The organism is Variovorax sp. YR752, assembly GCF_943372545.1.
The window spans coordinates 1-24,649 of record NZ_CALRZC010000113.1 but is presented as its reverse complement, the minus strand read 5'-3'; the positions used below and the strand labels follow the sequence as shown (position 1 = coordinate 24,649).

Genomic DNA, 24,649 nt, shown 5'->3' with positions numbered 1-24,649 from the left:
CCCCGGCCGCGAAACGGCATTGGCCTGCAGCGGGCCTGCGGACCTACAGTCCGCCCCCATGTCGAAACCCACCCCGCAGGCGCCCGGCGCCACCCGCACCGAGCAGGACTTCCTCGGCACCCAGCCCATTCCCGCCGAGGCCTACTGGGGCGTGCACAGCGCCCGTGCGGTGGAGAACTTCCCGATCTCCGGCGAGACGCTGGCGCAGTGGCCGGAGCTGATCCGTGCGCTGGCCTTCGTGAAGAAGGCGGCGGCGCGTGCCAACGCCAAGCTCGGCGTGCTCGATGCGCGCCGTGCCGAGGCCATCGAGCGCGCCTGTGACGACCTGATCGGCGGTGCGCTGCACGAGCAGTTCGTCGTCGACGTGATCCAGGGCGGCGCCGGCACCTCGACCAACATGAACGCCAACGAAGTGATCGCCAACCGCGCGCTCGAGCACCTCGGCCATGCGCGTGGCGAGTACCAGCACCTGCACCCGAACGACCACGTCAACGCCTCGCAGAGCACCAACGACGTCTACCCGACGGCGCTGCGCCTGGCCGCCTGGGCCGGCATCGACCAGCTGATCGCCGCGATGGCCGCGCTGCGCGGTGCCTTCGAGGCCAAGGCGGCCGAGTTCCGCAGCGTGCTGAAGATCGGCCGCACGCAGTTGCAGGATGCCGTGCCGATGACGCTCGGCCAGGAGTTCCTCGCCTTCGCGGTGATGATCGGCGAGGACGAGCAGCGGCTGCGCGAGGCGCGTGCGCTGATCGGCGAGGTCAACCTCGGCGCCACCGCGATCGGCACCGGCATCAACGCCCCGGCCGGCTACACCGAGACGGTGGTGCCGCTGCTCGCGCAGGCCAGCGGCGTGCCGGTGGTGATGGCCGCGAACCTGGTCGAGGCGACGCAGGACACCGGCGCCTTCGTGCAGCTCTCCGGCGTGCTCAAGCGCGTGGCCTGCAAGCTGAGCAAGACCTGCAACGACCTGCGGCTGCTCAGCTCCGGCCCGCAGGCCGGCTTCGGCGACATCCACCTGCCGGCGCGCCAGGCCGGCTCGTCGATCATGCCGGGCAAGGTCAACCCGGTGATCCCGGAGGTGATGAACCAGGTCGCCTTCGAGGTGATCGGCAACGACGTCACCATCACCATGGCCTCCGAGGCCGGGCAGCTGCAGCTCAATGCCTTCGAGCCGATCATGGGCTGGTCGCTGCACAAGAGCATTGCCCACCTCACGCGCGCCTGCCGCACGCTGCAGGTCAACTGCGTCGAAGGCATCACGCCCAACCATGAACTGCTGCGCCGGCGCGTCGCCGAGTCGGTGACGCTGGTGACGGCACTGAACCCGATCATCGGCTACGAGAAGGCCGCGCTGATCGCCAAGACCGCACTGGCCGAAGGCGGCACGATCGCCGAGACCGCCGAGCGGCTGGGCATCATGAGCCGCGCCGAGATGGCGGCTCTGCTGGTGCCCGAGCGCCTCACCCAGCCGGTTCGGCTGGTCGCGTGAATGGCACGAAGGTTGCACCTGACCCTCGCTCCGAGGGCAAGCACGGGCAAACCCGCGTGTCCCCGCTCCCTAGAATCCCGTTTCTCTCCCTCTCAACCCTCACTGCAGGAGTCAGCATGAAGAAGACGATGCTCATCAAGTCGGTCGCCCTGGCCGCGGCCATGGTCGCGGTCGGCGCACAGGCCGACACGCTGAAGAAGATCAAGGAAAGCGGCAGCGTCACGATGGGCGTGCGCGAGTCCTCCGGCGCACTGAGCTACACGCTGGGCGACGGCAAGTACGCCGGCTTCCACTACGAGGTCTGCACCAAGGTGCTGGCCGACGTGCAGAAGTCGCTCGGCCTGGCCAAGCTGGAAGTGAAGTACCAGCCGGTGACCTCGCAGAACCGCATTCCGCTGGTGCAGAACGGCACCGTCGACATCGAGTGCGGCTCGACCACGAACAACGCCACGCGCCAGAAGGACGTGTCCTTCGCCGTCACCACCTTCGTCGAGGAAGTGCGCATCGCGGTGAAGGCCAACTCGGGCATCACCTCGATCGCCCAGCTGAAGGACAAGGCCGTCGCCACCACCACCGGCACGACCTCGGTGCAACTGCTGCGCAAGCACGAGCGCGGCGCCGGCATCGACTTCAAGGAAGTGTTCGGCAAGGACCACGCCGACAGCTTCCTGCTGCTCGAGTCCGGCCGCGCCGATGCCTTCGTGATGGACGGCCAGATCCTTGCCGGCAACATCGCCAAGGCGAAGAACCCGGCCGATTTCAAGATCGTCGGCGAGGTGCTGTCGGTCGAGCCGATCGCGATCATGATCCGCAAGGACGACCCGGCCTTCAAGAAGGCGGTGGACGACAGCATCATTGCCCAGATCAAGAGCGGCGACATGGCCAAGACCTACGACAAGTGGTTCGTGCAGCCGATCCCGCCGTCCAACACCAAGGTCGGCCTGCCGGCCAGCGACGCGACCAAGGCCGCCTGGGCGAGCCCGAACGACAAGCCGGTCGAGGAGTACATGAAGAAGTAAGCCCCCCTGGGAAGCCCTGACGCCTGCGGGCGCAGGGCTTGCTTATGCTGGGGGAGCGCGGCGTCGGGCCATCCGCGTCGCGCTTTTCTTTTTGGGGGCCGGCCGGCACAGAACAACAGGAGGCGGCACGATGAAGTGGGATTGGGAGGTGTTCCTGCAGGACACCGGAGGGGGCGAGACCTACCTCAACTGGCTGATGTCGGCCTGGGGCTGGACGCTCTCGGTGGCGCTGTGCTCGCTGGTCGTGGCGCTGCTGGTCGGCTCGCTGATGGGCATCCTGCGCACCACGCCGAGCAAGCCGCTGGTCTGGCTCGGCAATGCGTGGACAGAGCTGTTCCGCAACATCCCGCTGCTGGTGCAGATCTTCCTCTGGTACCACGTGATCCCGTCGATCTTCACCAGCCTGCGCAGCGTGCCGAGCTTCGTGCTGGTGGTCTTCGCACTCGGCTTCTTCACCTCGGCGCGCATCGCCGAGCAGGTCAAGGCCGGCATCCAGACGCTGCCCAAGGGCCAGCGCTACGCCGGCCTGGCCATGGGCCTGACGCTGCCGCAGACCTACCGCTACGTGCTGCTGCCGATGGCCTTTCGCATCGTCATCCCGCCGCTGACCAGCGAGTCGATGAACATCGTCAAGAACTCGTCGGTGGCCTTCGCGGTCAGCATCGCCGAGCTGACGATGTTCGCGATGCAGGCGCAGGAAGAAACCTCGCGCGGCGTCGAGATCTACCTCGCCGTCACCGCGCTGTACTTCATCTCCGCGTTCGCGATCAACCGCATCGCCCTCTTCATCGAGCAGCGAGTGCAGGTGCCCGGAATGATCGGAGGCGGCAAATGACCGCCCTCGACTTCAGCTTCCTCAACTGGAACGTCGTTTCCGGCTTCGTCCTCAAGGGCCTGATCTTCTCGGTGCAGCTGACGATCATCGCGATGATCTGCGGCATCGCGCTGGGCACGGTGCTCGCGCTGATGCGGCTGTCGGGCAAGAAGTGGCTGGTGATGCCGGCGGCGTTCTACGTCAACACGCTGCGCTCCATCCCGCTGGTGATGGTGATCCTGTGGTTCTTCCTGCTCATCCCGCTCTTGATCGGGCGGCCGATGGGCGCCGAGCTGTCGGCCATCATCACCTTCACGGTGTTCGAGGCAGCCTACTACTCGGAGATCATGCGCGCCGGCATCCAGAGCGTGCCCAAGGGCCAGGTCCACGCCGGCTACGCGGTCGGCATGAGCTACGCGCAGTGCATGCAGCTGGTGGTGCTGCCGCAGGCCTTCCGCAACATGCTGCCGGTGCTGCTGACGCAGACCATCATCCTGTTCCAGGACACCTCGCTGGTCTACGCGATCGGCGCCTATGACCTGCTCAAGGGCTTCGAGGTGGCCGGCAAGAACTTCAACCGCCCGGTCGAGACCTACCTGGTCGCTGCCGTCGTGTACTTCATCATCTGCTTCAGCCTGTCGATGCTCGTGCGCCGCCTGCAGCAGAAGATCCAGATCATTCGTTAGGAGGCTTTGCCGTGATCGACATCAAGAACGTGAGCAAGTGGTACGGCAGCTTCCAGGTGCTGACCGACTGCACCACCAGCATCCAGAAGGGCGAGGTCGTGGTCGTCTGCGGCCCGTCGGGTTCCGGCAAGAGCACGCTGATCAAGACGGTCAATGCGCTGGAGCCGTTCCAGAAGGGCGACATCGTGGTCGACGGCGTCAGCATCAGCGATCCGAAGACCAACCTGCCCAAGCTGCGCAGCCGCGTCGGCATGGTGTTCCAGCACTTCGAGCTGTTCCCGCACCTGTCGGTGACCGAGAACCTGACGATCGCGCAGATCAAGGTGCTCGGCCGCTCGCCGGACGAAGCCAAGACGCGCGGCCTGAAGATGCTCGACCGCGTCGGCCTGTCGGCGCACAAGGACAAGTTCCCCGGCCAGCTGTCCGGCGGCCAGCAGCAGCGCGTGGCGATCGCCCGTGCGCTGTCGATGGACCCGATCGTGATGCTGTTCGACGAGCCGACCTCGGCGCTCGACCCGGAGATGGTCGGCGAGGTGCTCGACGTGATGGTGCTGCTGGCCAAGGAAGGCATGACGATGATGGTCGTCACGCACGAGATGGGCTTTGCCAAGCGGGTCAGCCACCGCGTCATCTTCATGGACGCCGGCAAGATCGTCGAGGACTGCAAGAAGGACGAGTTCTTCGGCAACGCCGATGCGCGCAGCCCGCGCGCCAAGGAGTTCCTCTCGAAGATCCTGCAGCACTGAGCCCGGGCGCCGCGCGAGCGTGGCGCTCAGGGTTCGATCGCGCTGCCGGTGATCGGCTCGCCGCCGCCGACGGTACCGATGAAGCTCGCCTTGCCGCTGGCCAGGTCGATGCGGTACCAGCGTGTGCGGGCGGCCTCGGTGATGCCGGCGTAGGCGGCGTTCGAGACGTCGGAGATGTCGAAGCTGGCCTGCGCGAACGGCCCGGTGCCGAGCGCCCCGACGCTGAACAGGCGCCCGCTGTTCGGCGAGACCGCCGGCACCACGCCTTCCTTCGTGCCCTGGTGCACCAGCATGCCGCCGGCGCCGTCGAGCGCGTAGTTGGTGGTGATCTTCTCGTTGTCCTTGTTGTAGGTGTAGCCGGCCGACACGACTCGCGGCGTCTGGCCGGAGAGGCGGTCGCCGGCGTCGTAGGCGAGGCGGCCGTCGAACTGCGCGCCCGGCTGGGCCGGGTCGCCGTCGACCACGGCGCCGGTGTCCGGGTGAAGCCGCAGGTTGAAGCCCCGGTCGCTGACCACGCGAATGCGGTCGACCGTCGGGTTGAAGTCGACGCCGAACTCGCCGCCGGCCGGCAGCGCGACCGGCGCACCCACCGGCGTGACAGCGCCGCTGGCAGCGTCGATGCGGTAGAGCTGGCCGCTGCGGCCGAGGCCGAACAGCTGCCCCTTGGCGACGCGGTAGTCGATGCCGATCAGGCGATCGCCGTCGTGCAGGCCGCTCAGCGCGCGCTTCGACAGGATCTTCTGCGGCTGGCCGGCGTTGAAGGCGAGCAGCTGGTTCGATGCGGTGACCGCGTGGATGGTCTCGCGCGCCACCGGGCCGAGCTTCTCGCCGGCAGCGGTGGTGCAGGCGGCGAGCGCGGTCGCGATGACGGGCGCGCAAAGGCGAAGCGTGTTGCGAGGCATGGACGGCAGGCACAGGTCGGACATGGCTGCGATCATCGTCAAGTCACGGCGCACCGAAGCCGCAAACTGCGCGGTCGATCCAGCGCATCTCGTCGACATGAGGCCGATGCGAGAATGATCCGATGAACGACACCCTGACGATCACCCGACCCGACGACTGGCACCTGCACGTGCGCGACGGCGCGGCGATGGCCGCCGTCGTGCCGGCCACGGCGCGCCAGTTCGGCCGCGCGATCATCATGCCCAACCTGAAGCCGCCGGTGACCACCGCGGCGCAGGCGCTGGCCTACCGCGAACGCATCCTCGCCGCGGTGCCCCGGGGCACGGCCTTCGAGCCGCTGATGACGCTGTACCTGACCGACAAGCTTCCGCCCGACGAGATCCGCCGCGCCAGGGAGGCCGGCGTCGTCGCCGTCAAGCTCTACCCGGCCGGCGCGACGACCAACAGCGACGCCGGCGTGACCGACCTGCGCCACTGCCACGAGACGCTCGAGACCATGCAGCGCGAAGGCCTGCCGCTGCTGGTGCACGGCGAGGTCACCGACCCGGAGATCGACCTGTTCGACCGCGAGAAGGCATTCATCGACCAGAAGCTGATCCCGCTGCGCGCCGACTTCCCCGAGCTGAAGATCGTCTTCGAGCACATCACCACGCGCGAGGCGGTGCAGTACGTCGGCGAGGCCGGGCCGAAGACGGCGGCGACGATCACCGCCCACCACCTGCTCTACAACCGCAACGCGATCTTCCTCGGCGGCGTGCGGCCGCACTACTACTGCCTGCCGGTGCTCAAGCGCGAGGAGCACCGCAAGGCGCTGGTCAATGCCGCGACCTCGGGCAGCCGCAAGTTCTTCCTCGGCACCGACAGCGCGCCGCACCCGGCGCAGTTGAAGGAACACGCCAGCGGCTGCGCCGGCTGCTACACGGCGCTGAGTGCGCTGGAGCTGTACGCCGAGGCCTTCGACGCTGCCGGCGCGATTGACAAGCTGGAGGGCTTCGCCAGCTTCCACGGCCCGGCGTTCTACGGGCTGCCGCGCAACCCCGGCACGGTGACGCTCAAGCGCCAGCGCTGGACGCTGCCCGAGAGCGTGCCCTTCGGCGAGGCCGAACTCAAGCCGCTGCGCGGCGGCGAGACCCTGGCCTGGCAACAGGTCTGAACCGACCACCGGTCCGAAAGGCCACCATGATCGAAAAACAACCGCGCATCGCGCTGCTCATCGACGCCGACAACTCGCCGTCGAGCAAGATCGACGTGATCCTCGCCGAGCTCGCCAAGCTCGGCGTCGTCAACGTGCGGCGCGCCTACGGCAACTGGAAGAAGGATGGGCTGAAGGGCTGGGAGAACGTGCTGCACGAGTACGCGATCCGGCCGATCCAGCAGTTCGACTACACCAAGGGCAAGAACGCCACCGACATGGGCCTGGTGATCGACGCGCTCGACCTGCTCTACAGCGACGGCCCCGACGCCTTCGGCATCGTCTCGTCAGACAGCGACTTCACGCCGCTGGTCATGCACCTGCGGGCCAAGGGCGCGCAGGTGTTCGGCTTTGGCGCGAAGAAGACGCCGATGCCCTTCGTCAACGCCTGCTCGCGCTTCCTGTTCCTCGAACATCTGGGTGCCGCAGGTGAGGCACCGATGACCGAGGAGAACGAGAAGGGCGACAAGGCGCCGCGTGCCAAGTCGGCTGCGGGGCGCAAGCCGCGCGGCGGCAAGAAGGCCGAGCCGGCGGCGGCTGCGCCGGCCGCGGTCGACATCGTGATCGACGCGGCGCCCGGCAAGCTCGACAGCACGGCGCTCAAGCGCGACGCACGGCTGGTCACGCTGCTGCGCAACGCGGTGGAGTCGGCGGCTGGCGAGGACGGCTGGTCCTCGCTCGGCTCGGTCGGCCAGCAGATCGGCAACCAGGCCTCCTTCGACCCGCGCAACTACGGCTACCGCAAGCTGATCGACCTGATCGAGGCGACCCAGTTGTTCGAGCTGGACCGCCGCGGCTCCCAGTTCGTGCTGCGCGACAAGCGCCAGGCCAAACCCGCCCGGGGCTGATGCCGGAGCCGGCCACGCCGTTCTGGCGAGCGATCGACTGGCACGCGCCCTGGCTGGCCGAATACGCCGCGCTCGCGCGGCCGGTGATCGATCGGCTCGACGGCGGGGCGAGCGTGGCGGTGGCGCTGGGCGATGTGCGCTTCGTGCCGCAGGCCGAGCTGCCGCCCGGCGAGGCCTACGAGGCCTTCATCCACCGCAGCGGCCGCGTGCCGACACGAGACAACCTGCACGACCTGTTCAACGGCCTGGTCTGGCTGCGTTTCCCGCGGCTGAAGGCCAGGCTGAACCAGCTGCATGCGGCGCAGATCGAGATCGAAGGCATCGGTGCGGCGCGCGGCCCGCTGCGCGACGCGCTGACCTTGTTCGACGAGAACGGCGCCTGGTGGCAGGCGCCGCCGTCGCTGCTGCAGGCCCTGCAGCGGCGCGACTGGCACGCGCTGTTCGTCACCCACCGCGCGGACTGGTCGGCGGCGCGCCTGGTGCCGGTCGGCCATGCGCTGCTGGAGAAGCTGGTGGCGCCGCGCAAGCCGATCACCGCGCACCTGTGGGCGGCGGCCGGCCCACCCGAGGAGGCCCGGGGAATCGACGCCGCACGGTGGGCCTGCAAGCCTTTCCTGCCGCTGCCGGTGCTGGGCGTGCCGCTCTGGTGGCCGGCCAACGATAACGAGGCCTTCTACGACGATGCCGACGTGTTCCGCCCGGCGCGGGATAATCGCTCCCGTGAAGCGGGCCAGACCGCCGCCGGTGCGAGAACCGAAAGGTTGCACGGGAGGAAGGTCCGGACTGCACAGGGCGGCGTAGCAGCTAACGGCTGTCCGGCGCGAGCCGAGGATCAGAGCAACAGAGACGAGTCGGGGCGTTCTTCGCAAGAGGGGCGCTTCGGGTGAAACGGGCAATCTCTACGCGCAGCAACACCGAATAGGCCGGCATTGATGTGGCCCCGCGGAGCCGGCGGGTAGGTGGCACCGAGCCGTGCAGCGATGCACGGCCCAGAGGAATGGCGGTCACGGCGGCATCTTCGCAAGAGGACGCCGACGCACAGAATCCGGCCTATCGGCCCGCTTCACACTAATTCGTTCGGCGTCAGGGCGTGCCGCCGACCTCGCCGAGCACACGCTCGAGCGTCTTCACCATCGGCGCGACCTGCTCTGGCGCCAGGCCGCCGTGGCGGCGCAGGTAGTCCTGCACCGGGCGCTGGCTGGCGCGGCCTGTCAGCGTGCCGTCCTTCATCGCCAGCGACTTGCGCGCGAACTCGCTGGCACTGCCGTGGCATTGGCCGCACTGCTCCTTGAACACCGGCGACGCAGCGGCCTGGGCCTGCAGCATCTGCATCACCGGCGCCACCAGATCGTCGGCGAGGTAGTGGTTGTGCAGGAACTGCTCGAGTGTCGCGCGGTGGTGCGTGCCGACGAGCCGTCCGTCCTCGACCCGCAGCGTGCGCCGTGCGAAGGCGCCGGAGTCGCCGTGGCAGTCCTTGCAGCGGCCGTCCCAGTAGGCATGCAGGTCGCGGTCTGTCGCGGCCGCCGGGGCCATCGACCCGATCAGCGCGATCACGGGAATCAGCAGGACCTTTCTCCATCGCGGCATGCACGCCTCCATTCACACGACCCGATTCTGCGCCGCCGGCAGGCCGCCGCTACACTCGCTCGCTTCCCGATGAATCCCGACGCAAACACACTCTGGCGCGCGCCGCGCTGGGCCCTCGCGCTGCTGCTGGCCTGCCTGGGCATGCTCGGGCCCTTCTCGATCGACACCTACCTGCCGGCCTTTTCCGGCATCGCGCAGTCGATCGGCGCCACGCCGACCGAGATGCAGCAGACGCTGTCGGCCTACCTGTTCGGCTTCGCGGTGATGAACCTGTTCCACGGCGCGCTGTCCGACAGCTTCGGCCGCCGGCCCGTGGTGCTGTGGGGCATCGCCGCCTTCACCATCGCCTCGGCCGGCTGTGCGCTGGCCGAGCACATCGGCACGCTGGTGTTCTGGCGTGCGGTGCAGGGCATGTCGGCCGGGGCCGGCATCGTCGTCTCGCGCGCGGTGATCCGCGACATGTTCCCGCCGGCCGACGCGCAACGCGTGATGTCGCAGGTGACGATCTACTTCGGCGTGGCGCCGGCAGTCGCGCCGATGGTCGGCGGCTTCCTGTTCATCCATGCCGACTGGCACGCGATCTTCTGGTTCCTGACGGCGGTGGGTGTGATCCTGTGGGTCGCCAACTGGAAGCTGCTGCCCGAGACGCTGCATGCCACGCAGAAGCAGCCCTTCAATGTGCCGCACCTGCTGCGCGGCTACTGGCAGCTGACCTCCAACCCGCGCTTCTTCATGCTCGCGCTGGCCAGCGGCATCCCGTTCAACGGCATGTTCCTCTACGTGCTGTCGGCGCCGGTGTTCCTCGGCGAGCTGCTGCACCTCGGGCCGGGGCAGTTCTTCTGGTTCTTCACGCTGACCATCGCCGGCATCATGGCGGGCTCCTTCCTGTCCGGCCGGCTCGCCGGGCGCATCAAGCCGCATCACCAGATCCGCCATGGCTTCGTGATCATGCTCTTGATATCGGTGACCAACCTGGTGCTCAACCTGCTGTTCGAGCCGCAGGCCTGGTGGGCGCTGTGGCCGATCGCGATCTTCGCCTTCGGCTGGGCGCTGATGGTGCCGGTGGTCACGCTGATGGTGCTCGACCTCGCGCCCGACCGGCGCGGCATGGCCAGCTCGCTGCAGGCCTGCGTGGGCAGCGTGGCCAACGGGCTGGTGGCCGGCGTGATCGCGCCGCTGGTGATGCACTCCACCGTCGCCCTGGCCACGGCCTCGCTGCTGATGATGAGCATCGGCGTGGTCGCCTGGATCTGGGTCAAGCCGCACGTGACCTGAGCGGCGCCGCCGCTCAAGCCGGTGCCCGAAGCGCCGATATCGGACCGAGTCCCCGCGTCTTCGCGGGGCCACGGAGTCCGACGCCATGCCCGCTGTACCTGCCCTGCGCCTCGCGCGCCTCGTCCTTGCCCTGTCGCTTGCGGGGTTCGCCGCATCCGCGCCGGCCGCCGACGGCCATGGCCACGACGAGAAGCCTGCTGCAGCGAAGAAGGCCGCTGCCGCGCCGCCCGCGGAGCCGGCGCCGGCCAGGCCCGTCGAGCGCGCCACGCCGCCGCAGGACCCGATGGACAAGCTGCGCGAGCGGCTGGCCGAGAAGCTCGGCGCCACCAAGGCGGCGCCGGCCGACCCGAACGTGGTGCGTGTGGCCGCGCGGCCGCAGGCCGCCACGGCGCACGTACCGGCGGTGGGAGCGGCCCACACCGCGGCGAAGCCGCCTCGGCCGAAGCTGGCTGCTCCCGACCACGGCAAGGGCCATGCGGCGCACTGGAGCTACGACGGCGAAGGCGGCCCGGCCAGCTGGGGAGCGATGAAGCCCGAGTTCGCCACCTGCTCGAGCGGCAAGCGGCAAAGCCCGATCGACATCCGCGACGGCATCAAGGTGCAGCTCGATCCGGTGCAGTTCGAGTACAAGCCGAGCAGTTTCCGCGTGATCGACAACGGCCACACCATCCAGGTCAACGTCGGCGCGGGCAACTCGATCGAGGTGATGGGCCGCCGCTTCGAGCTGCTGCAGTTCCACTTCCACCGCCCGTCGGAGGAGCGCATCGACGGCCGGCAGTTCGACATGGTGGCTCACCTGGTCCACAAGGACCTGGAGGGGCGCCTCGCGGTCATCGCCGTGCTGCTCGACCGCGGCAGTGCGCAGCCCCTGGTGCAGACGATCTGGAACAACCTGCCGCTGGAGAAGGGGGACGAGGTGGCCGCCAGAGGCACGATCGACATGAACGCGCTGCTGCCGCCGGAGCGCAGCTACTTCACCTACATGGGTTCGCTGACCACGCCGCCGTGCAGCGAGGGCGTGCTGTGGATGGTGATGAAGCAGCCGGTGCCGGTCTCGCCCGACCAGATCGCGATCTTCTCGCGCCTGTACCCGATGAATGCACGGCCGATCCAGTCGGCCTCCGGCCGCCTGGTCAAGGAATCAAACTGAACGACAGCGTCTAGACTCGCGCGCATCCCGACTCACGGATGCGTGTCATGACCCTGTTGATCCTCGGCCTGCTGATCTTCCTCGGCGTTCACTCGGTGTCCATCGTTGCGCCGGCCTGGCGCGATGCGCAGGTGGCGCGGCTCGGCGAGAAGCCGTGGAAGGCTGTCTACACGCTGCTGTCCATCGTCGGCTTCGCGCTGCTGGTGATCGGCTACGGCCAGGCGCGCCAGTCGCCGGTGCTGCTGTACGCGCCGCCGGTGGCGCTGCGCCACGTTGCGCTGCTGCTGATGCTGCCGGTGTTCGTGCTGCTGCTGGCCGCCTACCTGCCCGGGCGCATCAAGTCGGCGGCGAAGCACCCGATGCTGCTGGCCACCAAGCTCTGGGCCACGTCGCACCTGCTGGCCAACGGCAACCTGGCCGACGTGCTGCTGTTCGGCGGTTTCCTGGCCTGGGCGGTGGCCGACCGCATCTCGATGAAGCGGCGCACCCCGCGCGCCGTGCCGGGCGCACCGGCGGGGCGCTTCAACGACGTGATCGCGGTGGTCGGTGGCCTGGCGCTGTATGGCCTGTTCGTGAAGGTCGGTCATGCGTGGCTGATTGGCGTGGCCTTGATCTAGGGCACGGTGTGGCCTTGACCCAGGACAAAGGCAGTGCTCTTCTGGCAAAGAAGCGCTGCTTTCCGCCGCCTCGCTGCCCTTAAGTCGCGTATCGGTGCGGCCGAAAATTCCTCCAGCAGTCCCTTGCTGTACTGGAGAGTTTTCATGAGAGCCACCGGCCCGGTCACCCAGCGCGAATACCTCATCGAGGATGGCGCCACGCTGGTCTCGACCACCGATCTGAAGAGTCGGATCACCTATTGCAATCCCGGCTTCGTCGTCGCCAGTGGCTATAGCCGCGAGGAATTGATCGGCCAGCCGCACAACCTGATCCGCCACCCGGACATGCCGGCCGAAGCCTTCCGCGACATGTGGGCCACGCTCGAGTCGGGCCAGCCGTGGACGGCACTGGTGAAGAACCGGCGCAAGACCGGCGATCACTACTGGGTGCGCGCCAATGTCACGCCGGTCAAGGAAGAAGGCCGCATCACCGGCTACATGTCGGTGCGGACCAAACCTTCGCGTGCCGAAGTGGATGCGGCCGAGGCACTCTATGCCACCATGCGCGCCGAGGCGCAGGCCGGCCGCATCGTGACGACGCTGCACCGCGGCGAACTTCGCAAGCGCACGGCCGCCGGCTGGCTGGCCAGCCACCTGCGCCCGGGCTTCGGCGCACGGATTGCTCTGGCGGCGGCAACGGGGCCGCTGGCCGTGGCAGTGGCCGCCGTGCTGACAGGCGCGGCACTGTGGACGGAACTGGCGGTGGGCACCGCCGCGGCCATCGTTGCCGGCCTGTGGCTGCGCTCGATGGCCACCGCGCCGTTCGCGCATGCCAGCGACGCGGCCAACCGGCTCGCTGCCGGTGACCTGACCCAGAAGAACGATTCCGCCCAGCGGCTCGACGAGGTCGGCCAGCTGATGCGCGGGCTCGAACAACTCAACGTCAACTTGCAGGCGATCGTCGGTGACGTGCGCCGCGAGGTCGATGGCATCAACACCGCATCGCGGGAGATCGCCGGCGGCAACCACGATCTCAGCTCGCGCACCGAGTCGCAGGCGAGCAACCTGCAGCAGACCGCCGCGTCGCTGGAAGAGATCACCGCGACGATCCGGCAGAACGCCGCCGCGTCCCGTTCGGCTGCGGAACTGGCACAGCAGGCCACCGACGTGGCGCGCCGCGGCGGCGCGTCGGCAGAAGACGCCACGCGTCGCATGGAAGAGATCCGCCAGTCCTCCGGCCGCATCGGCGAAATCATCGGCGTGATCGACGGCATCTCGTTCCAGACCAACATCCTGGCCCTCAATGCCGCCGTCGAAGCGGCGCGGGCCGGCGAGGCCGGCCGCGGTTTCGCGGTGGTGGCCACCGAAGTCCGCCAACTGGCCCAGCGCACCAGCGCGGCAGCGCGCGAGATCAAGGCGCTGATCGAGGATTCGGCGAACAAGGTCGAGTCAGGCACCAAGCTCGTGGCCGACACCGGCGCGACCGTGCTGCAGACGCTCGACGCGGTCCAGCGCGTCACGCAGCTGGTCAACGACATCAGCATGGCCTCGGAGCAGCAATCCACCGGCGTGGTCCAGGTCAATGCCGCGGTGGCCAACCTGGACACGCTGACGCAGCAGAACGCCGCGATGGTCGAGGAACTGGCGGCCACGTCCAGCTCGCTGAGCGGGCAGGCGGAGGTGGTCTCCGAGGCGGTGCGCATCTTCCGCACCCGGTCAGCGGTCGCTGCCTGAACCTGACCCTCCCGAAACAAGGGGCTGCCGCGGGCAGCCCTTTTTCATGGCATCAACCTCAGTGTTCACTTTCAGTGCATCGCGCAGGTCTTTGTTTTTGAAAGAGATATTGCGCGAAGCTGCCTCAAAAGATGGCGCTAAGTGATTGATTTCACTGATTTTTCTTTACAACTTCGTTGACCCGCGCATGACCCATCCGCTAAAGTGGCGCAAAGTGCACTTTAGTGGGTTTTTGTGGCGAATCTCGGCTTTCAGGGCCCTGCGGATCTGACCTTGGACGTGAAGGGGCGTGTGGCCATGCCCGCACGCCATCGCGAGGTCTTGTCTGCGATGGGGGCGGCGAAGCTGACGATCACCAAGCACCCGGACGGCTGCCTGCTGGTGTTCCCGCCGGCGGCCTGGGAAGACTTCGCGGCGCGCGTGATGGCGCTGCCGATGGAGTCGATCGGCTGGCGGCGCCTGTTCCTCGGCAACGCGACCGAGGTCGAGCTCGATGGCTCGTCGCGCATGCTGATCGCGCCTGCGCTCAAGGAGTACGCAGACCTCTCGCGCGACGTGTACATGCTGGGCATGGGCAGTTGCCTGGAGATGTGGGACAAGCGGCGCTACCTGGAGCAGGAGACGACGGTGCGCTCCACGCCGATGCCCGAGTCGGTTCGCAACTTTATCCTCTGATGGAACGCGGCGACGAATGGCAACACACCACTGTCCTGCTGGCCGAAGCGATCGATTCGCTCCTGACCACGCCGGACGGTGTGTACGTCGACGGCACCTTCGGCCGCGGCGGGCACGCGCGCGCGCTGCTGGCGAGGCTTTCGCCGAGCGGCCGGCTGATCGCCTTCGACCGCGATCCGGAAGCGGTGGCAGCGGCCCGCTCGGGCATCGAAGACGCCCGCTTCTCGATCCACCACGCCCGCTTCGGCGCGATGAAGGACACGCTCGCCTCGCTGGGCGTGACGGGTATTCACGGACTGCTGCTGGACCTGGGCGTCAGCTCGCCGCAGATCGACAACCCGGCGCGCGGTTTCAGCTTCCGATTCGATGCGCCGCTGGACATGCGCATGGACCCGACGCGCGGGGAAAGCGCGGCGGATTTCCTGGCCCGCGCCGATGAGCGCTTGATCGCAGAGGTGATCCGTGAACATGGGGAAGAACGGTTTGCTGTACCGATTGCAAAGGCGCTTGTTGCTCGGCGCGAGAGCGGGAACCCTGTTCGAACCACAGGGCAGCTTTCCGAAGTCGTGGCTCGTGCGGTCAAGACCCGCGAACCGGGCCAGGACCCTGCAACGCGCACATTTCAAGGCCTTCGGATTCACGTCAACGCCGAGCTTGAGGAGCTCGAACAAGGCCTGAGTTCCGGGGTCGAACTGCTGCAGCCCTCGGGACGCCTGGTCGTGATCAGCTTTCATTCGCTGGAAGACCGCATCGTGAAGACCTTCATCGCGCGCGAGAGCCGCAGCGAGGTCGACCGCCGCGCGCCCTTCGCGCCGGAGAAGCCGCACCGGCTGAAGTCGCTCGGGCGGATCAAGCCCTCCGACGCCGAGGTGCGCGCCAACCCGCGCTCGCGCTCGGCGGTGATGCGCGTGGCCGAGCGCACGGAGGTGCCGTCGTGAACCGGCTGAACATCATTCTCTTCGTGATGTTGCTGGCCAGCAGCGTGCACCTGGTGCGTGTGTCCTACGACTCACGCCGCCTCTACGCCGAGCTCGACGCCGCGCGCAACGAGGAGAAGGCGCTGGATACCGAGCACGAGCGACTGCAGGCCGAGCGCCAGGCGCAGGCCACGCCGCTGAAGGTGGAGCGCATCGCCCGCGAACGGCTGGCGATGCGCAGCGCCACCCCTGCAGTGACCCAGTACGTGACCTACGCAGCGCCCGCATCGGCCCCGGCGGCGGGAGGGGCGCGATGAAGCTCGGACGCCTGTTCCAGCGCACCCGCCAGGGCGCGGCACGCTCGCGCAGCGGCGCCACCCCGGTGCGCAGCGTCGCCTACTCGAGCAGCCCGCTGCTGGCCTCGAAGACGCCGCCGTGGCGCTCGAAGTTCATCGTCGCCCTGGTGGCGGCGAGCTTCATCGTGCTGCTCGGCCGCGCGCTATACATCCAGGTGCTGGGCAACGACTTCTTCCAGAAGCAGGGCGAGATCCGCTTCGCGCGCCAGCTCGACCTGCCGGCCAGCCGCGGCCGCATCCTGGACCGCAACGGCCAGATCCTCGCGGTCAGTGTGCCAGCGCCGTCGATCTGGGTGATCCCGAAGGACTTCGAGGCCGACCGCGCCCAGAAGCGCGCGCTGGCCAGGGTGCTGGGCATGAGCGCGGCCGAGCTCGACGACAAGCTGGAGAAGAACCCGAACTTCGTGTGGCTGCGCCGACAGGCCGAGGAGCAGGTCGGCAAGGAGGTGGCCGCGCTCGGCCTCAAGGGCGTGCACCAGGTGCGCGAGTACAAGCGCAAGTACCCGGAAGGCGAGTCGGCCGCCCACGTGGTCGGCTCGACCAATGCCGACGAGCACGGCCAGGAAGGCGTCGAGTTCGCGCACGAGTCCGAACTCTCCGGCACCGACGGCACGCGCCGAGTCATCAAGGACCGGCTCGGCCGCGTCGTCGAGGACATCGGCGACAGCGTCGCGCCGGTCGACGGCAAGGACCTGCGCCTGACCATCGACTCGAAGATCCAGTTCTACGCCTACCAGCGCGTGCGCGACGCGGTGGCCGAGCACCGTGCCAGCAGCGGCAGCGTGGTGGTGCTCGACACGCAGACCGGCGGCGTGCTGGCCATGGCCAACTATCCGAGCTTCGTGCCGGGCGTGCGCGGTGGCACGCCAGCCCGCGCGCGACGCAACCTCGCGCTGGTCGACACCGCCGAGCCCGGCTCGACGATGAAGCCGTTCATCGCCGCGCTGGCGCTGGAGTCGGGCCGCTTTCGCGCCAGCGACGTGCTCAACACCTACCCCGGCAAGCTCTACATCACCGGGCTGCCGATCACCGACGAGCACCCGCTGCCGGCGATGACGGTCGAGCAGATCGTGCAGAAGTCGAGCAACGTCGGCACCGCCAAGATGGCCATGACCATGCCGGCGCGCGAGATCTGGGACCTGTACACCCGCGTCGGCTTCGGCCAGAAGCCGCAGATCGACTTCCCCGGCCGCGTCACCGGCAAGCTGCGTTCGCACACCGCCTGGCGGCCGATCGACCAGGCGACGATCGGCTTCGGCTACGGCGTGTCGGTATCGCTGATGCAGCTGGCGCAGTCCTACACCGTGTTCGCGCGCGACGGCGACATGGTGCCGCTGTCTCTGGTGCTGCCGCCCGATGGCGACCCGGTCGAGCCGCAGGTGCGCCAGCAAGTGGTGTCGCCGCAGACTGCACGGGCGGTGCGCAAGATGCTCGCCATGGTCACCCAGCCCGGCGGCACGGCGCTGAAGGCACAGGTGCCGGGCTATTCGGTGGCCGGCAAGACCGGCACCTCACGCAAGTGGCTGGACAAGGAGAAGCGCTACGCGCAAGACCGGCACCGCGGCTGGTTTGTCGGCATGGCGCCGGCCGACAAGCCGCGCATCGTCGTCGCGGTGATGATCGACGAGCCCAAGGCGGGCAAGTTCTTCGGCGGCGACGTGGCCGCGCCGGTGTTCAGCCAGGTGGTGCAGCAGACGCTGCGCTCGATGAGCGTGCAGCCTGACCTGGACGTCAAGTCGCAGATCGTCGCGCGCGACGTCCCGGCCGTGGCGGAGAGCTACTGATGGTGCCGCAGCGCCTGACCGACGTGCACGCCGCCGGCGACTGGCTGGCCAGCCGCCGCGTGCGCGCGCTGACCACCGACAGCCGTCGCGTGCAAGCGGGCGACGCCTTCATCGCCTGGCCCGGCCACGCGCTCGACGGCCGCCAGTACGTCAAGGCGGCGCTGGCCGCGGGGGCGGTGGCGTGCCTCGTCGAGGCCGACGGCGTCGAGGCCTTCGACTTCGGCGCCGAGGCACCGGTGGCGGCGCTGGCCGGGCTGAAGGCGCACACGGGCGAGATCGCGGCGGCGTTCTGGGCGCAGCCGAGCGAGACGCTGCAGGTGGTCGCGACCACCGGCACCAACGGCAAGACCTCGACCGCGTGGTGGACTGCGCAGGCGCTGAGCCACCTCGGCCGGCGCTGCGGCGTGATCGGCACGCTCGGGATCGGTGAACCGCCGGACGGCCTGCAATCCACCGGCCTGACCACACCCGACCCGGTGACTTTGCAGCACGCGCTGCGCGGCTTCGTCGACCAAGGCTTTGCCGCCTGCGCGATCGAGGCCTCGTCGATCGGCATCATCGAGCAGCGCCTGGCCGGCACGCGCATCACGGTCGCGCTGTTCACCAACTTCACGCAGGACCACCTCGACTTCCACGGCAGCATGGCGGCCTACTGGGACGCGAAGAGCGCCCTGTTCGACTGGCCGGGGCTGCGCGCTGCGGTGGTCAACCTCGACGATCCCAAGGGCGACGAGATCGTCGCGCGGCTGCATGGCCCCGAGGCCTGGACCTACTCGCTGCATCGCCCCGCACGCCTGCGCGCCCAGGCGATCGCGTACCGCGATGGTGGCCTCGCTTTCGAAGTGCACGAAGGCGCCGAACACGCGGCCGTGCGCAGCACGCTGATCGGCGAGTACAACGTCTCCAACCTGCTGGCCGTGCTCGGCGGGCTGCGTGCGCTGGGTGTGCCGCTGCGCGACGCCGCCGCGGCCTGCGCGGTGCTGACGCCGGTGCCGGGCCGCATGCAGCGTGTCGAGGCCTCACGTCCGGGGCCGGAGGTGGTGGTCGACTACGCCCATTCGCCCGACGCCCTGGAGAAGGCTCTTCAGGCGCTGCGCCCGTTCGCCGAGCAGCGCGGCGGCCGGCTGTGGGCGGTGTTCGGCTGTGGCGGCAACCGCGACACCGCCAAGCGCCCGCTGATGGGTGCGATCGCGCAGCGCCTGGCCGACTGCGTCGTGCTGACCAGCGACAACCCGCGCCACGAGGCGCCGGCCTTCATCCTGCTGCAGATCGTTGCCGGGCTGGCGGGCAGCCAGGAGCGTGTCAAGGTGATCGAGGACAGGCGCAAGGCGATCGCCACCGCGGTGCGCGAGGCCGGGCCGAACGACGTGATCCTGCTGGCCGGCAAGGGCCACGAGGACTACCAGGAGATCGCCGGCGTGAAGCAGCCGTTCTCCGACATCGCCGAGGCGCGTTTCGCCCTGGAGGCGAGAGCATGAGCATGACCACGCCGAAGACGAGGCGGGCCGAGCGCTGGGCCGCTCCCGAGCCGGCCCGCATCCCCTCGGGGGATCGACCGACGTACGCGGCGGGCGAGGGGCTGTCATGAGCATGACGACCCTGGCGAGGTTGTACTCGCTGCTGCCCGAAGCGCGGCTGATCGGCGACCCGGCCATCACGGTCGATCGTGTGCACACCGACACGCGCAGCCTGCGCCATGGTGACCTGTTCGTCGCGCTGCGCGGCGAGCGCTTCGACGCCAACGACTTCCTCGCCCAGGCCAGGGCCGGTGGCGCGGTGGCGGCCATCGCCGAGCGCGGCCTGGAAGCGCTTGACCTGCCCGGCCTGGAAGTGGCCGACAGCGGCGCTGCGCTGCTGCAGCTCGCCGGCGGCTGGCGCGCGCGCCACACGCTGCCGCTGATCGCGGTGACCGGCAGCAATGGCAAGACCACGGTGACGCAGATGATCGCGAGCATCCTGCGTGCGTGGCAGGGCGACGCGGCGCTGGCGACCGAAGGCAACCTGAACAACCACATCGGCGTGCCGCTGACGCTGCTGCGCCTGCGCCAGAACGATGAGCAGTGGCACCGCGCCGCGGTGGTCGAACTGGGCATGAACCATCCCGGCGAGATCACCCAGCTCGCCGCCATCGCCGCGCCCACCGTTGCGCTGGTCAACAACGCGCAGCGCGAGCACCAGGAGTTCATGGCCAGCGTCGAGGCGGTGGCGCGCGAGAACGGTTGCGTGATCGCCGCGCTGCCGGCCGACGGCACGGCGGTGTTCCCGGCCGACGATGAACATGCGCCGCTGTGGCGCGAACTCGCCGGCGCGCGCCGCCTGATGCGCTTTGCCAGCGAGGGTGAGGCCGAGGTCACCGGCCGTGCCGTGTGGTCGGTGGACCACTGGACGCTCTCGCTCGACACGCCGGCCGGCAGCGCCCTGGTCGAGCTGCGCGTCGCCGGCACGCACAACGTGCGCAACGCCCTGGCCGCCACCGCCTGCGCACTGGCGGCCGGCTGCCCGCTCGATGCGGCGGTGCGCGGCCTGCAGGCCTTCGAGCCGGTCAAGGGCCGCTCGCAGCTCAAGGCCATCGTCCGCGGCGGGCAGCGCGTCACGCTGGTCGACGACAGCTACAACGCCAACCCGGATTCGGTGCGCGCGGCGATCGACGTGCTCGCCGGGCTGCCTGGCCCGCGCTGGTTGCTGCTCGGAGACATGGGCGAGGTGGGCGACCAGGGGCCGGCCTTCCACGCCGAGGTCGGTGCCTATGCGAAGCAGCGTGGCATCGAGCAGGTGTGGGTGGCCGGCGAACTGATGCGGCATGCCGCGCAGGCCTGCAGCGGCGCACGCCACTTCGCCGACGCACCGGCGCTGATCGCGGCGCTGGCCGAGGCGCCGGCCGCTGCATCCATCGTCGTCAAGGGCTCGCGCTTCATGAAGATGGAGCGTGTCGTCGCCGCCCTGATGGAAGGGGGCACGCATGCTGCTTAGCCTCGCCCAGTGGTTGCAGACGCTGTCGCCGGAGTTCGGCTTCTTCCGCGTCTTCCAGTACCTCACCTTCCGCGCGGTGATGGCGGCGATGACCGCGCTGCTCATCGGCCTGGCCTTCGGCCCGTGGGTGATCCGCCGCCTGACCGAGTTGAAGATCGGCCAGCCGATCCGCGAGTACGGCGTGCAGGAGCACCTGGCCAAGAGCGGCACGCCGACCATGGGCGGGGTGCTGATCCTGATCGGCATCGCGGTGTCGACGCTGCTGTGGTTCGACTGGAGCAACCGCTTCGTCTGGATCGTGCTGCTGGTGACGCTGGGCTTCGGCGCGATCGGCTGGGTCGACGACTGGCGCAAGGTGGTGCAGAAGAACCCGGAAGGCATGCGCTCGGGCGAGAAGTACTTCTGGCAGTCGGTGATCGGCCTGATCGCGGCGCTCTACCTCGCCTTCAGCGTCTCCGAGACCTCCAACCTGCGCGTGCTCGAGCTGTTCCTGCGCTGGGTGCAGAGCGGGTTCTCCAATGACCTGCCGCCCAAGGCCGACCTGATCGTGCCCTTCTTCAAGACCATCAGCTACCCGCTGGGCGTGTTCGGCTTCATCGCGCTGACCTATTTCGTCATCGTCGGCGCGAGCAACGCGGTGAACCTGACCGACGGCCTCGACGGCCTGGCCATCATGCCGGTGGTGATGGTCGGCTCGGCGCTGGGCGTGTTCGCCTACGTCACCGGCAACGCGGTGTGGAGCAAGTACCTGCTGTTCCCGTACATCCCCGGCACCGGCGAGCTGCTGATCTTCTGCGCCGCGATGGCCGGCGCGGGCCTGGCGTTCCTGTGGTTCAACACCTACCCCGCACAGGTGTTCATGGGCGACGTCGGCGCGCTCTCGCTCGGCGGCGCGCTCGGCACCATCGCCGTCATCACCCGGCAGGAGATCGTGCTCGGGATCATGGGCGGCGTGTTCGTGATGGAAGCGCTGTCGGTGATGGCGCAGGTCGCCTGGTTCAAGTACACGAAGAAGAAGTACGGCACCGGCCGGCGCATCCTGAAGATGGCGCCGCTGCACCACCACTTCGAGAAGTCGGGGTGGAAGGAGACGCAGGTCGTCGTGCGCTTCTGGATCATCACCATGCTGCTGTGCCTGATCGGCCTGGCGAGCCTGAAGCTGCGCTGATGAATCACTTGAACGACATCGACGTGATCGTGCTCGGCCTCGGCGAATCGGGCCTCGCGATGGTGCGCTGGTGCGTGCGCCACGGTGCGCGCGTTCGTGTGTGGGACTCGCGCGACGCTGTGCCCAACGACGCCGTGCTCGCCGAACAACTGCCGCAGGTGCAGCGCCTGCGCGGCGAACTGACCGACGAGGCTTTCGCCGGCGTCAGGCTGGTCCTCAAGAGCCCTGGCCTCGCGCCCACCGACGCGCGCATCGCCGGCCCGCTGGCGCGCGCAGCCGAGACTGGTGTGCTGATGCAGGGCGAACTGGAACTGTTCGCCCGTGCGCTGGCCGACCTGAAGGAGGCGCAGGGCTATGCGCCGAAGCTGCTCGCCATCACCGGTACCAACGGCAAGACGACGACGACGGCGATGACCGCGCTGCTGGTCGAGCGCGCCGGGCGCCGCGTGGCCATGGCCGGCAACATCGGGCCGACCATGCTGCAGACGCTGGCCGACGCGCTGGCCGCCGCGGCGCGCGAGGAAGAACCGCAGCCGTTGCCCGAGGTGTGGGTCCTCGAACTCTCCAGCTTCCAGCTCGACGAGGCCAAGGGCTTCGAGCCGGACGCCGCCACCGTGCTCAACATCACCGAGGACCACCTCGACTGGCATGGCTCCATGGCTGCCTACGTTGCCGCCAAGGCGCGTGTGTTCGGCAAGAGCGCTGTGATGGTGATCAACCGCGACGATCCGGCGGTCGCGAAGCTGGTGCCCGAACCGATCCCGCAGAAGGGCCGTGGCGCCAGGCCGATCGAGCGACACGTGCTGCGCTTCGGTCTCGGCGAGCCGGCGCGCCCCGGCGACTTCGGCATCCGCAGCGAGAACGGCATGGCCTGGCTGGTGCGCGCGATGGAGGCCGACGAGACGATCAAGCGCAGCAAGGGCGAGGCCGAGGAGGAGTTGCACATCCAGCGCCTGATGCCTGCCGATGCGCTGCGTGTGCGCGGTCGCCACAACGCCGCCAACGCGCTGGCCGCGCTGGCGCTGGCCACGGCGATCGGCTGCCCGCTGGCGCCGATGCTGCACGGCCTGCGCGAATACGAGGGTGAGCCGCACCGTGTGGCCTTCGTGGCCACGGTCGGCGGCATCGACGCCTTCGACGACAGCAAGGGCACCAACGTCGGTGCCACCGTCGCCGCGCTCGACGGCCTGGGTGCCGACAAGGCGCCGGCGAAGCTGGTGATCATCCTCGGTGGCGACGGCAAGGGGCAGGACTTCGTGCCGCTGCGCGCGCCGGTGGAACGCCATGTGCGCGCCGTCGCCACCATCGGCCGCGACGCGCCGCGCATCGAAGAGGCGCTCGCCGGCCTCGCGCTGCCGCTGCAGCGCCACGACACGCTGGAAGACGCCGTGCGCTGGTGCTTCCAGCGCGCCCATGCGGGGGATGCCGTGCTGCTCAGCCCTGCCTGCGCCAGCCTGGACATGTTCCGCAACTACGCGCACCGCGCCGAGGTGTTCGTCGCCACGGTGCAGTCGCTGGCGGCCGACCAGGGGGAGCTGTCCACATGAGCACGACCCTGGCCCGTTCACCGTGGCAAGGCTGGCGCGAGCGCATTGCCGGCTGGCTGGCAGGGCGCAAGAAGAAGGACGACGGCCGATCGGTGCCGGTGCGCGACTGGATCAACGTCGGCAGCGGCCAGCCGCCGCGCCTGCTCGGCTTCGACCAGGCGCTGGTGTGGGTGATCGTCGGCCTGCTCGCGCTCGGCCTGGTGATGGTCTACAGCGCCTCGGTGGCGCTGCCCGACAGCCCGAAGTTCGCGCGCTACGCGAACTCGCATTTCCTCACGCGCCATGCGATCCAGATCTGCATCGCGGTGCTGGCCGCGGTGGTGGTGGTACAGATTCCGGTGGCGGTGTGGGAGAAGGCGGCGCCGTGGGTGTTCGTCGCCGCGCTGGTGCTGCTCGTGCTGGTGCTGCTGCCCTTCATCGGCAAGGTGGTCAACAACTCGCGGCGCTGGATCCCGCTGGGCGTCATCAACTTCCAGCCCAGCGAACTGGCCAAGGTGGCGATGGCGATGTACGCCGCCAGCTACATGACGCGCAAGATGGACGTGAAGGAAAATTTCGTGCGCGCCGTCTGGCCGATGGCGGTGGCGCTGGGCTTCACCGGCTTCCTGCTGCTGCGCGAGCCCGACATGGGCGCCTTCATGGTGGTGGCCATCATCTCGATGGGCATCCTGTTCCTCGGCGGCGTCAACGGGCGCATGTTCCTGCTCAGCGGCGCGGTGCTGGTCGGCTCCTTCGTGCTGGTGATCGCGTCGAGCCCGGAGAAGCGTGAGCGCATCTTTGCCTACCTGCGCCCCTGGGACCCGGAGTACGCACTCGGCAAGGCCTACCAGCTGACGCATTCGCTGATCGCCTTCGGCCGCGGCGAGTTCTTCGGTCAGGGCCTGGGCAGCAGCGTCGAGAAGCTGCACTACCTGCCCGAGGCGCACACCGACTTCCTGCTCGCGGTGATCGGCGAGGAACTCGGCTTCGTCGGCGTGGCCGCGGTGATCGTCGCGTTCTTCTGGCTGACGCGGCGCATCTTCCACATCGGCCGCCAGTCGATCGCGCTGGACCGCGTGTTCGCGGGGCTGTACGCACAGGGCGTCGGCATCTGGTTCGGCGGCCAGGCCTTCATCAACATGGGCGTCAACCTCGGCGTGCTGCCGACCAAGGGCCTGACGCTGCCGCTGATGAGCTACGGCGGCTCGGCGATC

Annotated in this window: 22 protein-coding genes, 1 other RNA gene and 1 pseudogene; 22 read left to right on the top strand and 2 right to left on the bottom strand. The window is 68.9% G+C overall.

The features are described 5' to 3' along the window. Positions 1-58 precede the first annotated feature (58 nt). From AAG801_RS23830 to AAG801_RS23810, 5 genes are all read left to right on the top strand, one after another. Positions 59-1,489, top strand: a complete 1,431-nt coding sequence (locus AAG801_RS23830; RefSeq protein ID WP_341890595.1) for an aspartate ammonia-lyase — start codon at positions 59-61, stop codon at positions 1,487-1,489. A gap of 116 nt (positions 1,490-1,605) precedes the next feature. Continuing rightward, on the top strand, positions 1,606-2,508 hold the full coding sequence (locus tag AAG801_RS23825; RefSeq protein WP_341890594.1) for an amino acid ABC transporter substrate-binding protein: 903 nt from the start codon (positions 1,606-1,608) through the stop codon (positions 2,506-2,508). Between the two features lie 130 nt (positions 2,509-2,638). Then, positions 2,639-3,343 (top strand): amino acid ABC transporter permease, encoded by a 705-nt coding sequence (locus AAG801_RS23820; protein WP_341890593.1) that lies wholly within the window; start codon positions 2,639-2,641, stop codon positions 3,341-3,343. Then, positions 3,340-4,008, top strand: a complete 669-nt coding sequence (locus tag AAG801_RS23815; protein WP_341890592.1) for an amino acid ABC transporter permease — start codon at positions 3,340-3,342, stop codon at positions 4,006-4,008. Before AAG801_RS23820 ends, AAG801_RS23815 begins: the two co-directional genes overlap by 4 nt. A gap of 11 nt (positions 4,009-4,019) precedes the next feature. After that, a complete protein-coding gene (locus AAG801_RS23810) occupies positions 4,020-4,754 on the top strand; it encodes an amino acid ABC transporter ATP-binding protein (RefSeq protein WP_341890591.1) in 735 nt (244 codons plus the stop codon). A 26-nt stretch (positions 4,755-4,780) separates the two neighbouring features. On the opposite strand, the gene AAG801_RS23805 is transcribed toward AAG801_RS23810, so the two are convergent. Further along, positions 4,781-5,680, bottom strand: coding sequence for a DUF4394 domain-containing protein (locus tag AAG801_RS23805; RefSeq protein ID WP_341890590.1), 900 nt, complete (start codon positions 5,678-5,680; stop codon positions 4,781-4,783). A 98-nt stretch (positions 5,681-5,778) separates the two neighbouring features. Between AAG801_RS23805 and pyrC the strand changes: the two genes are divergently transcribed. From pyrC to rnpB, 4 genes and pseudogenes are all read left to right on the top strand, one after another. After that, positions 5,779-6,810 (top strand): dihydroorotase, encoded by a 1,032-nt coding sequence (gene pyrC / locus AAG801_RS23800; RefSeq protein WP_341890589.1) that lies wholly within the window; start codon positions 5,779-5,781, stop codon positions 6,808-6,810. Positions 6,811-6,836: 26 nt separating this feature from the next. Further along, positions 6,837-7,697: an NYN domain-containing protein gene (locus tag AAG801_RS23795; protein ID WP_341890588.1), complete on the top strand. Its 861-nt coding sequence runs from the start codon at positions 6,837-6,839 to the stop codon at positions 7,695-7,697. Next, positions 7,697-8,404, top strand: a pseudogene (locus AAG801_RS23790) (DUF3025 domain-containing protein); the annotation flags it as partial. The gene AAG801_RS23795 and the pseudogene AAG801_RS23790, both read left to right, overlap by 1 nt. Before the next feature lie 15 nt (positions 8,405-8,419). Then, an RNA gene (rnpB, locus tag AAG801_RS23785) (RNase P RNA component class A) lies at positions 8,420-8,766 on the top strand. 14 nt (positions 8,767-8,780) lie between these two features. Here the strand turns inward: rnpB and AAG801_RS23780 are convergent. Further along, positions 8,781-9,284 (bottom strand): hypothetical protein, encoded by a 504-nt coding sequence (locus AAG801_RS23780; protein ID WP_341890587.1) that lies wholly within the window; start codon positions 9,282-9,284, stop codon positions 8,781-8,783. A gap of 69 nt (positions 9,285-9,353) precedes the next feature. Here AAG801_RS23780 and AAG801_RS23775 point away from each other — a divergent pair, with 69 nt between their 5' ends. The 13 genes from AAG801_RS23775 to ftsW all read left to right on the top strand — a co-directional run. Then, a complete protein-coding gene (locus tag AAG801_RS23775) occupies positions 9,354-10,559 on the top strand; it encodes a multidrug effflux MFS transporter (protein ID WP_341890586.1) in 1,206 nt (401 codons plus the stop codon). An 85-nt stretch (positions 10,560-10,644) separates the two neighbouring features. Further along, the gene (locus AAG801_RS23770; RefSeq protein WP_341890585.1) at positions 10,645-11,709 is read left to right on the top strand and encodes a carbonic anhydrase family protein; all 1,065 of its coding nucleotides are present in this window, start codon (positions 10,645-10,647) and stop codon (positions 11,707-11,709) included. Between the two features lie 47 nt (positions 11,710-11,756). Next, positions 11,757-12,326: an NnrU family protein gene (locus AAG801_RS23765; protein WP_341890584.1), complete on the top strand. Its 570-nt coding sequence runs from the start codon at positions 11,757-11,759 to the stop codon at positions 12,324-12,326. A 144-nt stretch (positions 12,327-12,470) separates the two neighbouring features. Further along, positions 12,471-14,039 carry a methyl-accepting chemotaxis protein gene (locus tag AAG801_RS23760; protein ID WP_341890583.1) on the top strand — a complete coding sequence of 523 codons (1,569 nt, stop codon included), beginning with the start codon at positions 12,471-12,473 and terminating at the stop codon, positions 14,037-14,039. 234 nt (positions 14,040-14,273) lie between these two features. Beyond that, the gene (locus AAG801_RS23755) at positions 14,274-14,714 is read left to right on the top strand and encodes a division/cell wall cluster transcriptional repressor MraZ (RefSeq protein WP_341890582.1); all 441 of its coding nucleotides are present in this window, start codon (positions 14,274-14,276) and stop codon (positions 14,712-14,714) included. Continuing rightward, on the top strand, positions 14,714-15,652 hold the full coding sequence (gene rsmH, locus AAG801_RS23750; RefSeq protein ID WP_341890581.1) for a 16S rRNA (cytosine(1402)-N(4))-methyltransferase RsmH: 939 nt from the start codon (positions 14,714-14,716) through the stop codon (positions 15,650-15,652). The genes AAG801_RS23755 and rsmH overlap by 1 nt, the downstream gene beginning before the upstream one ends. Continuing rightward, entirely contained in the window at positions 15,649-15,948 is a 300-nt protein-coding gene (gene ftsL, locus AAG801_RS23745) for a cell division protein FtsL (protein WP_341890580.1), read from the top strand. The genes rsmH and ftsL overlap by 4 nt, the downstream gene beginning before the upstream one ends. Then, the gene (locus tag AAG801_RS23740) at positions 15,945-17,771 is read left to right on the top strand and encodes a penicillin-binding protein 2 (protein ID WP_341890579.1); all 1,827 of its coding nucleotides are present in this window, start codon (positions 15,945-15,947) and stop codon (positions 17,769-17,771) included. The genes ftsL and AAG801_RS23740 overlap by 4 nt, the downstream gene beginning before the upstream one ends. Then, complete coding sequence (locus AAG801_RS23735) at positions 17,771-19,249, top strand: UDP-N-acetylmuramoyl-L-alanyl-D-glutamate--2,6-diaminopimelate ligase (RefSeq protein WP_341890578.1); 1,479 nt, start codon at positions 17,771-17,773, stop codon at positions 19,247-19,249. The genes AAG801_RS23740 and AAG801_RS23735 overlap by 1 nt, the downstream gene beginning before the upstream one ends. Positions 19,250-19,355: 106 nt before the next feature. Beyond that, positions 19,356-20,741: a UDP-N-acetylmuramoyl-tripeptide--D-alanyl-D-alanine ligase gene (gene murF / locus AAG801_RS23730; protein WP_341890577.1), complete on the top strand. Its 1,386-nt coding sequence runs from the start codon at positions 19,356-19,358 to the stop codon at positions 20,739-20,741. Next, positions 20,731-21,909 carry a phospho-N-acetylmuramoyl-pentapeptide-transferase gene (gene mraY, locus AAG801_RS23725; protein WP_341890576.1) on the top strand — a complete coding sequence of 393 codons (1,179 nt, stop codon included), beginning with the start codon at positions 20,731-20,733 and terminating at the stop codon, positions 21,907-21,909. The genes murF and mraY overlap by 11 nt, the downstream gene beginning before the upstream one ends. Continuing rightward, complete coding sequence (murD, locus tag AAG801_RS23720) at positions 21,909-23,456, top strand: UDP-N-acetylmuramoyl-L-alanine--D-glutamate ligase (RefSeq protein WP_341890575.1); 1,548 nt, start codon at positions 21,909-21,911, stop codon at positions 23,454-23,456. Before mraY ends, murD begins: the two co-directional genes overlap by 1 nt. Continuing rightward, positions 23,453-24,649 (top strand): putative lipid II flippase FtsW (gene ftsW, locus AAG801_RS23715; protein WP_341890574.1); only part of this gene is annotated, 1,197 nt, incomplete at its 3' end. The genes murD and ftsW, both read left to right, overlap by 4 nt.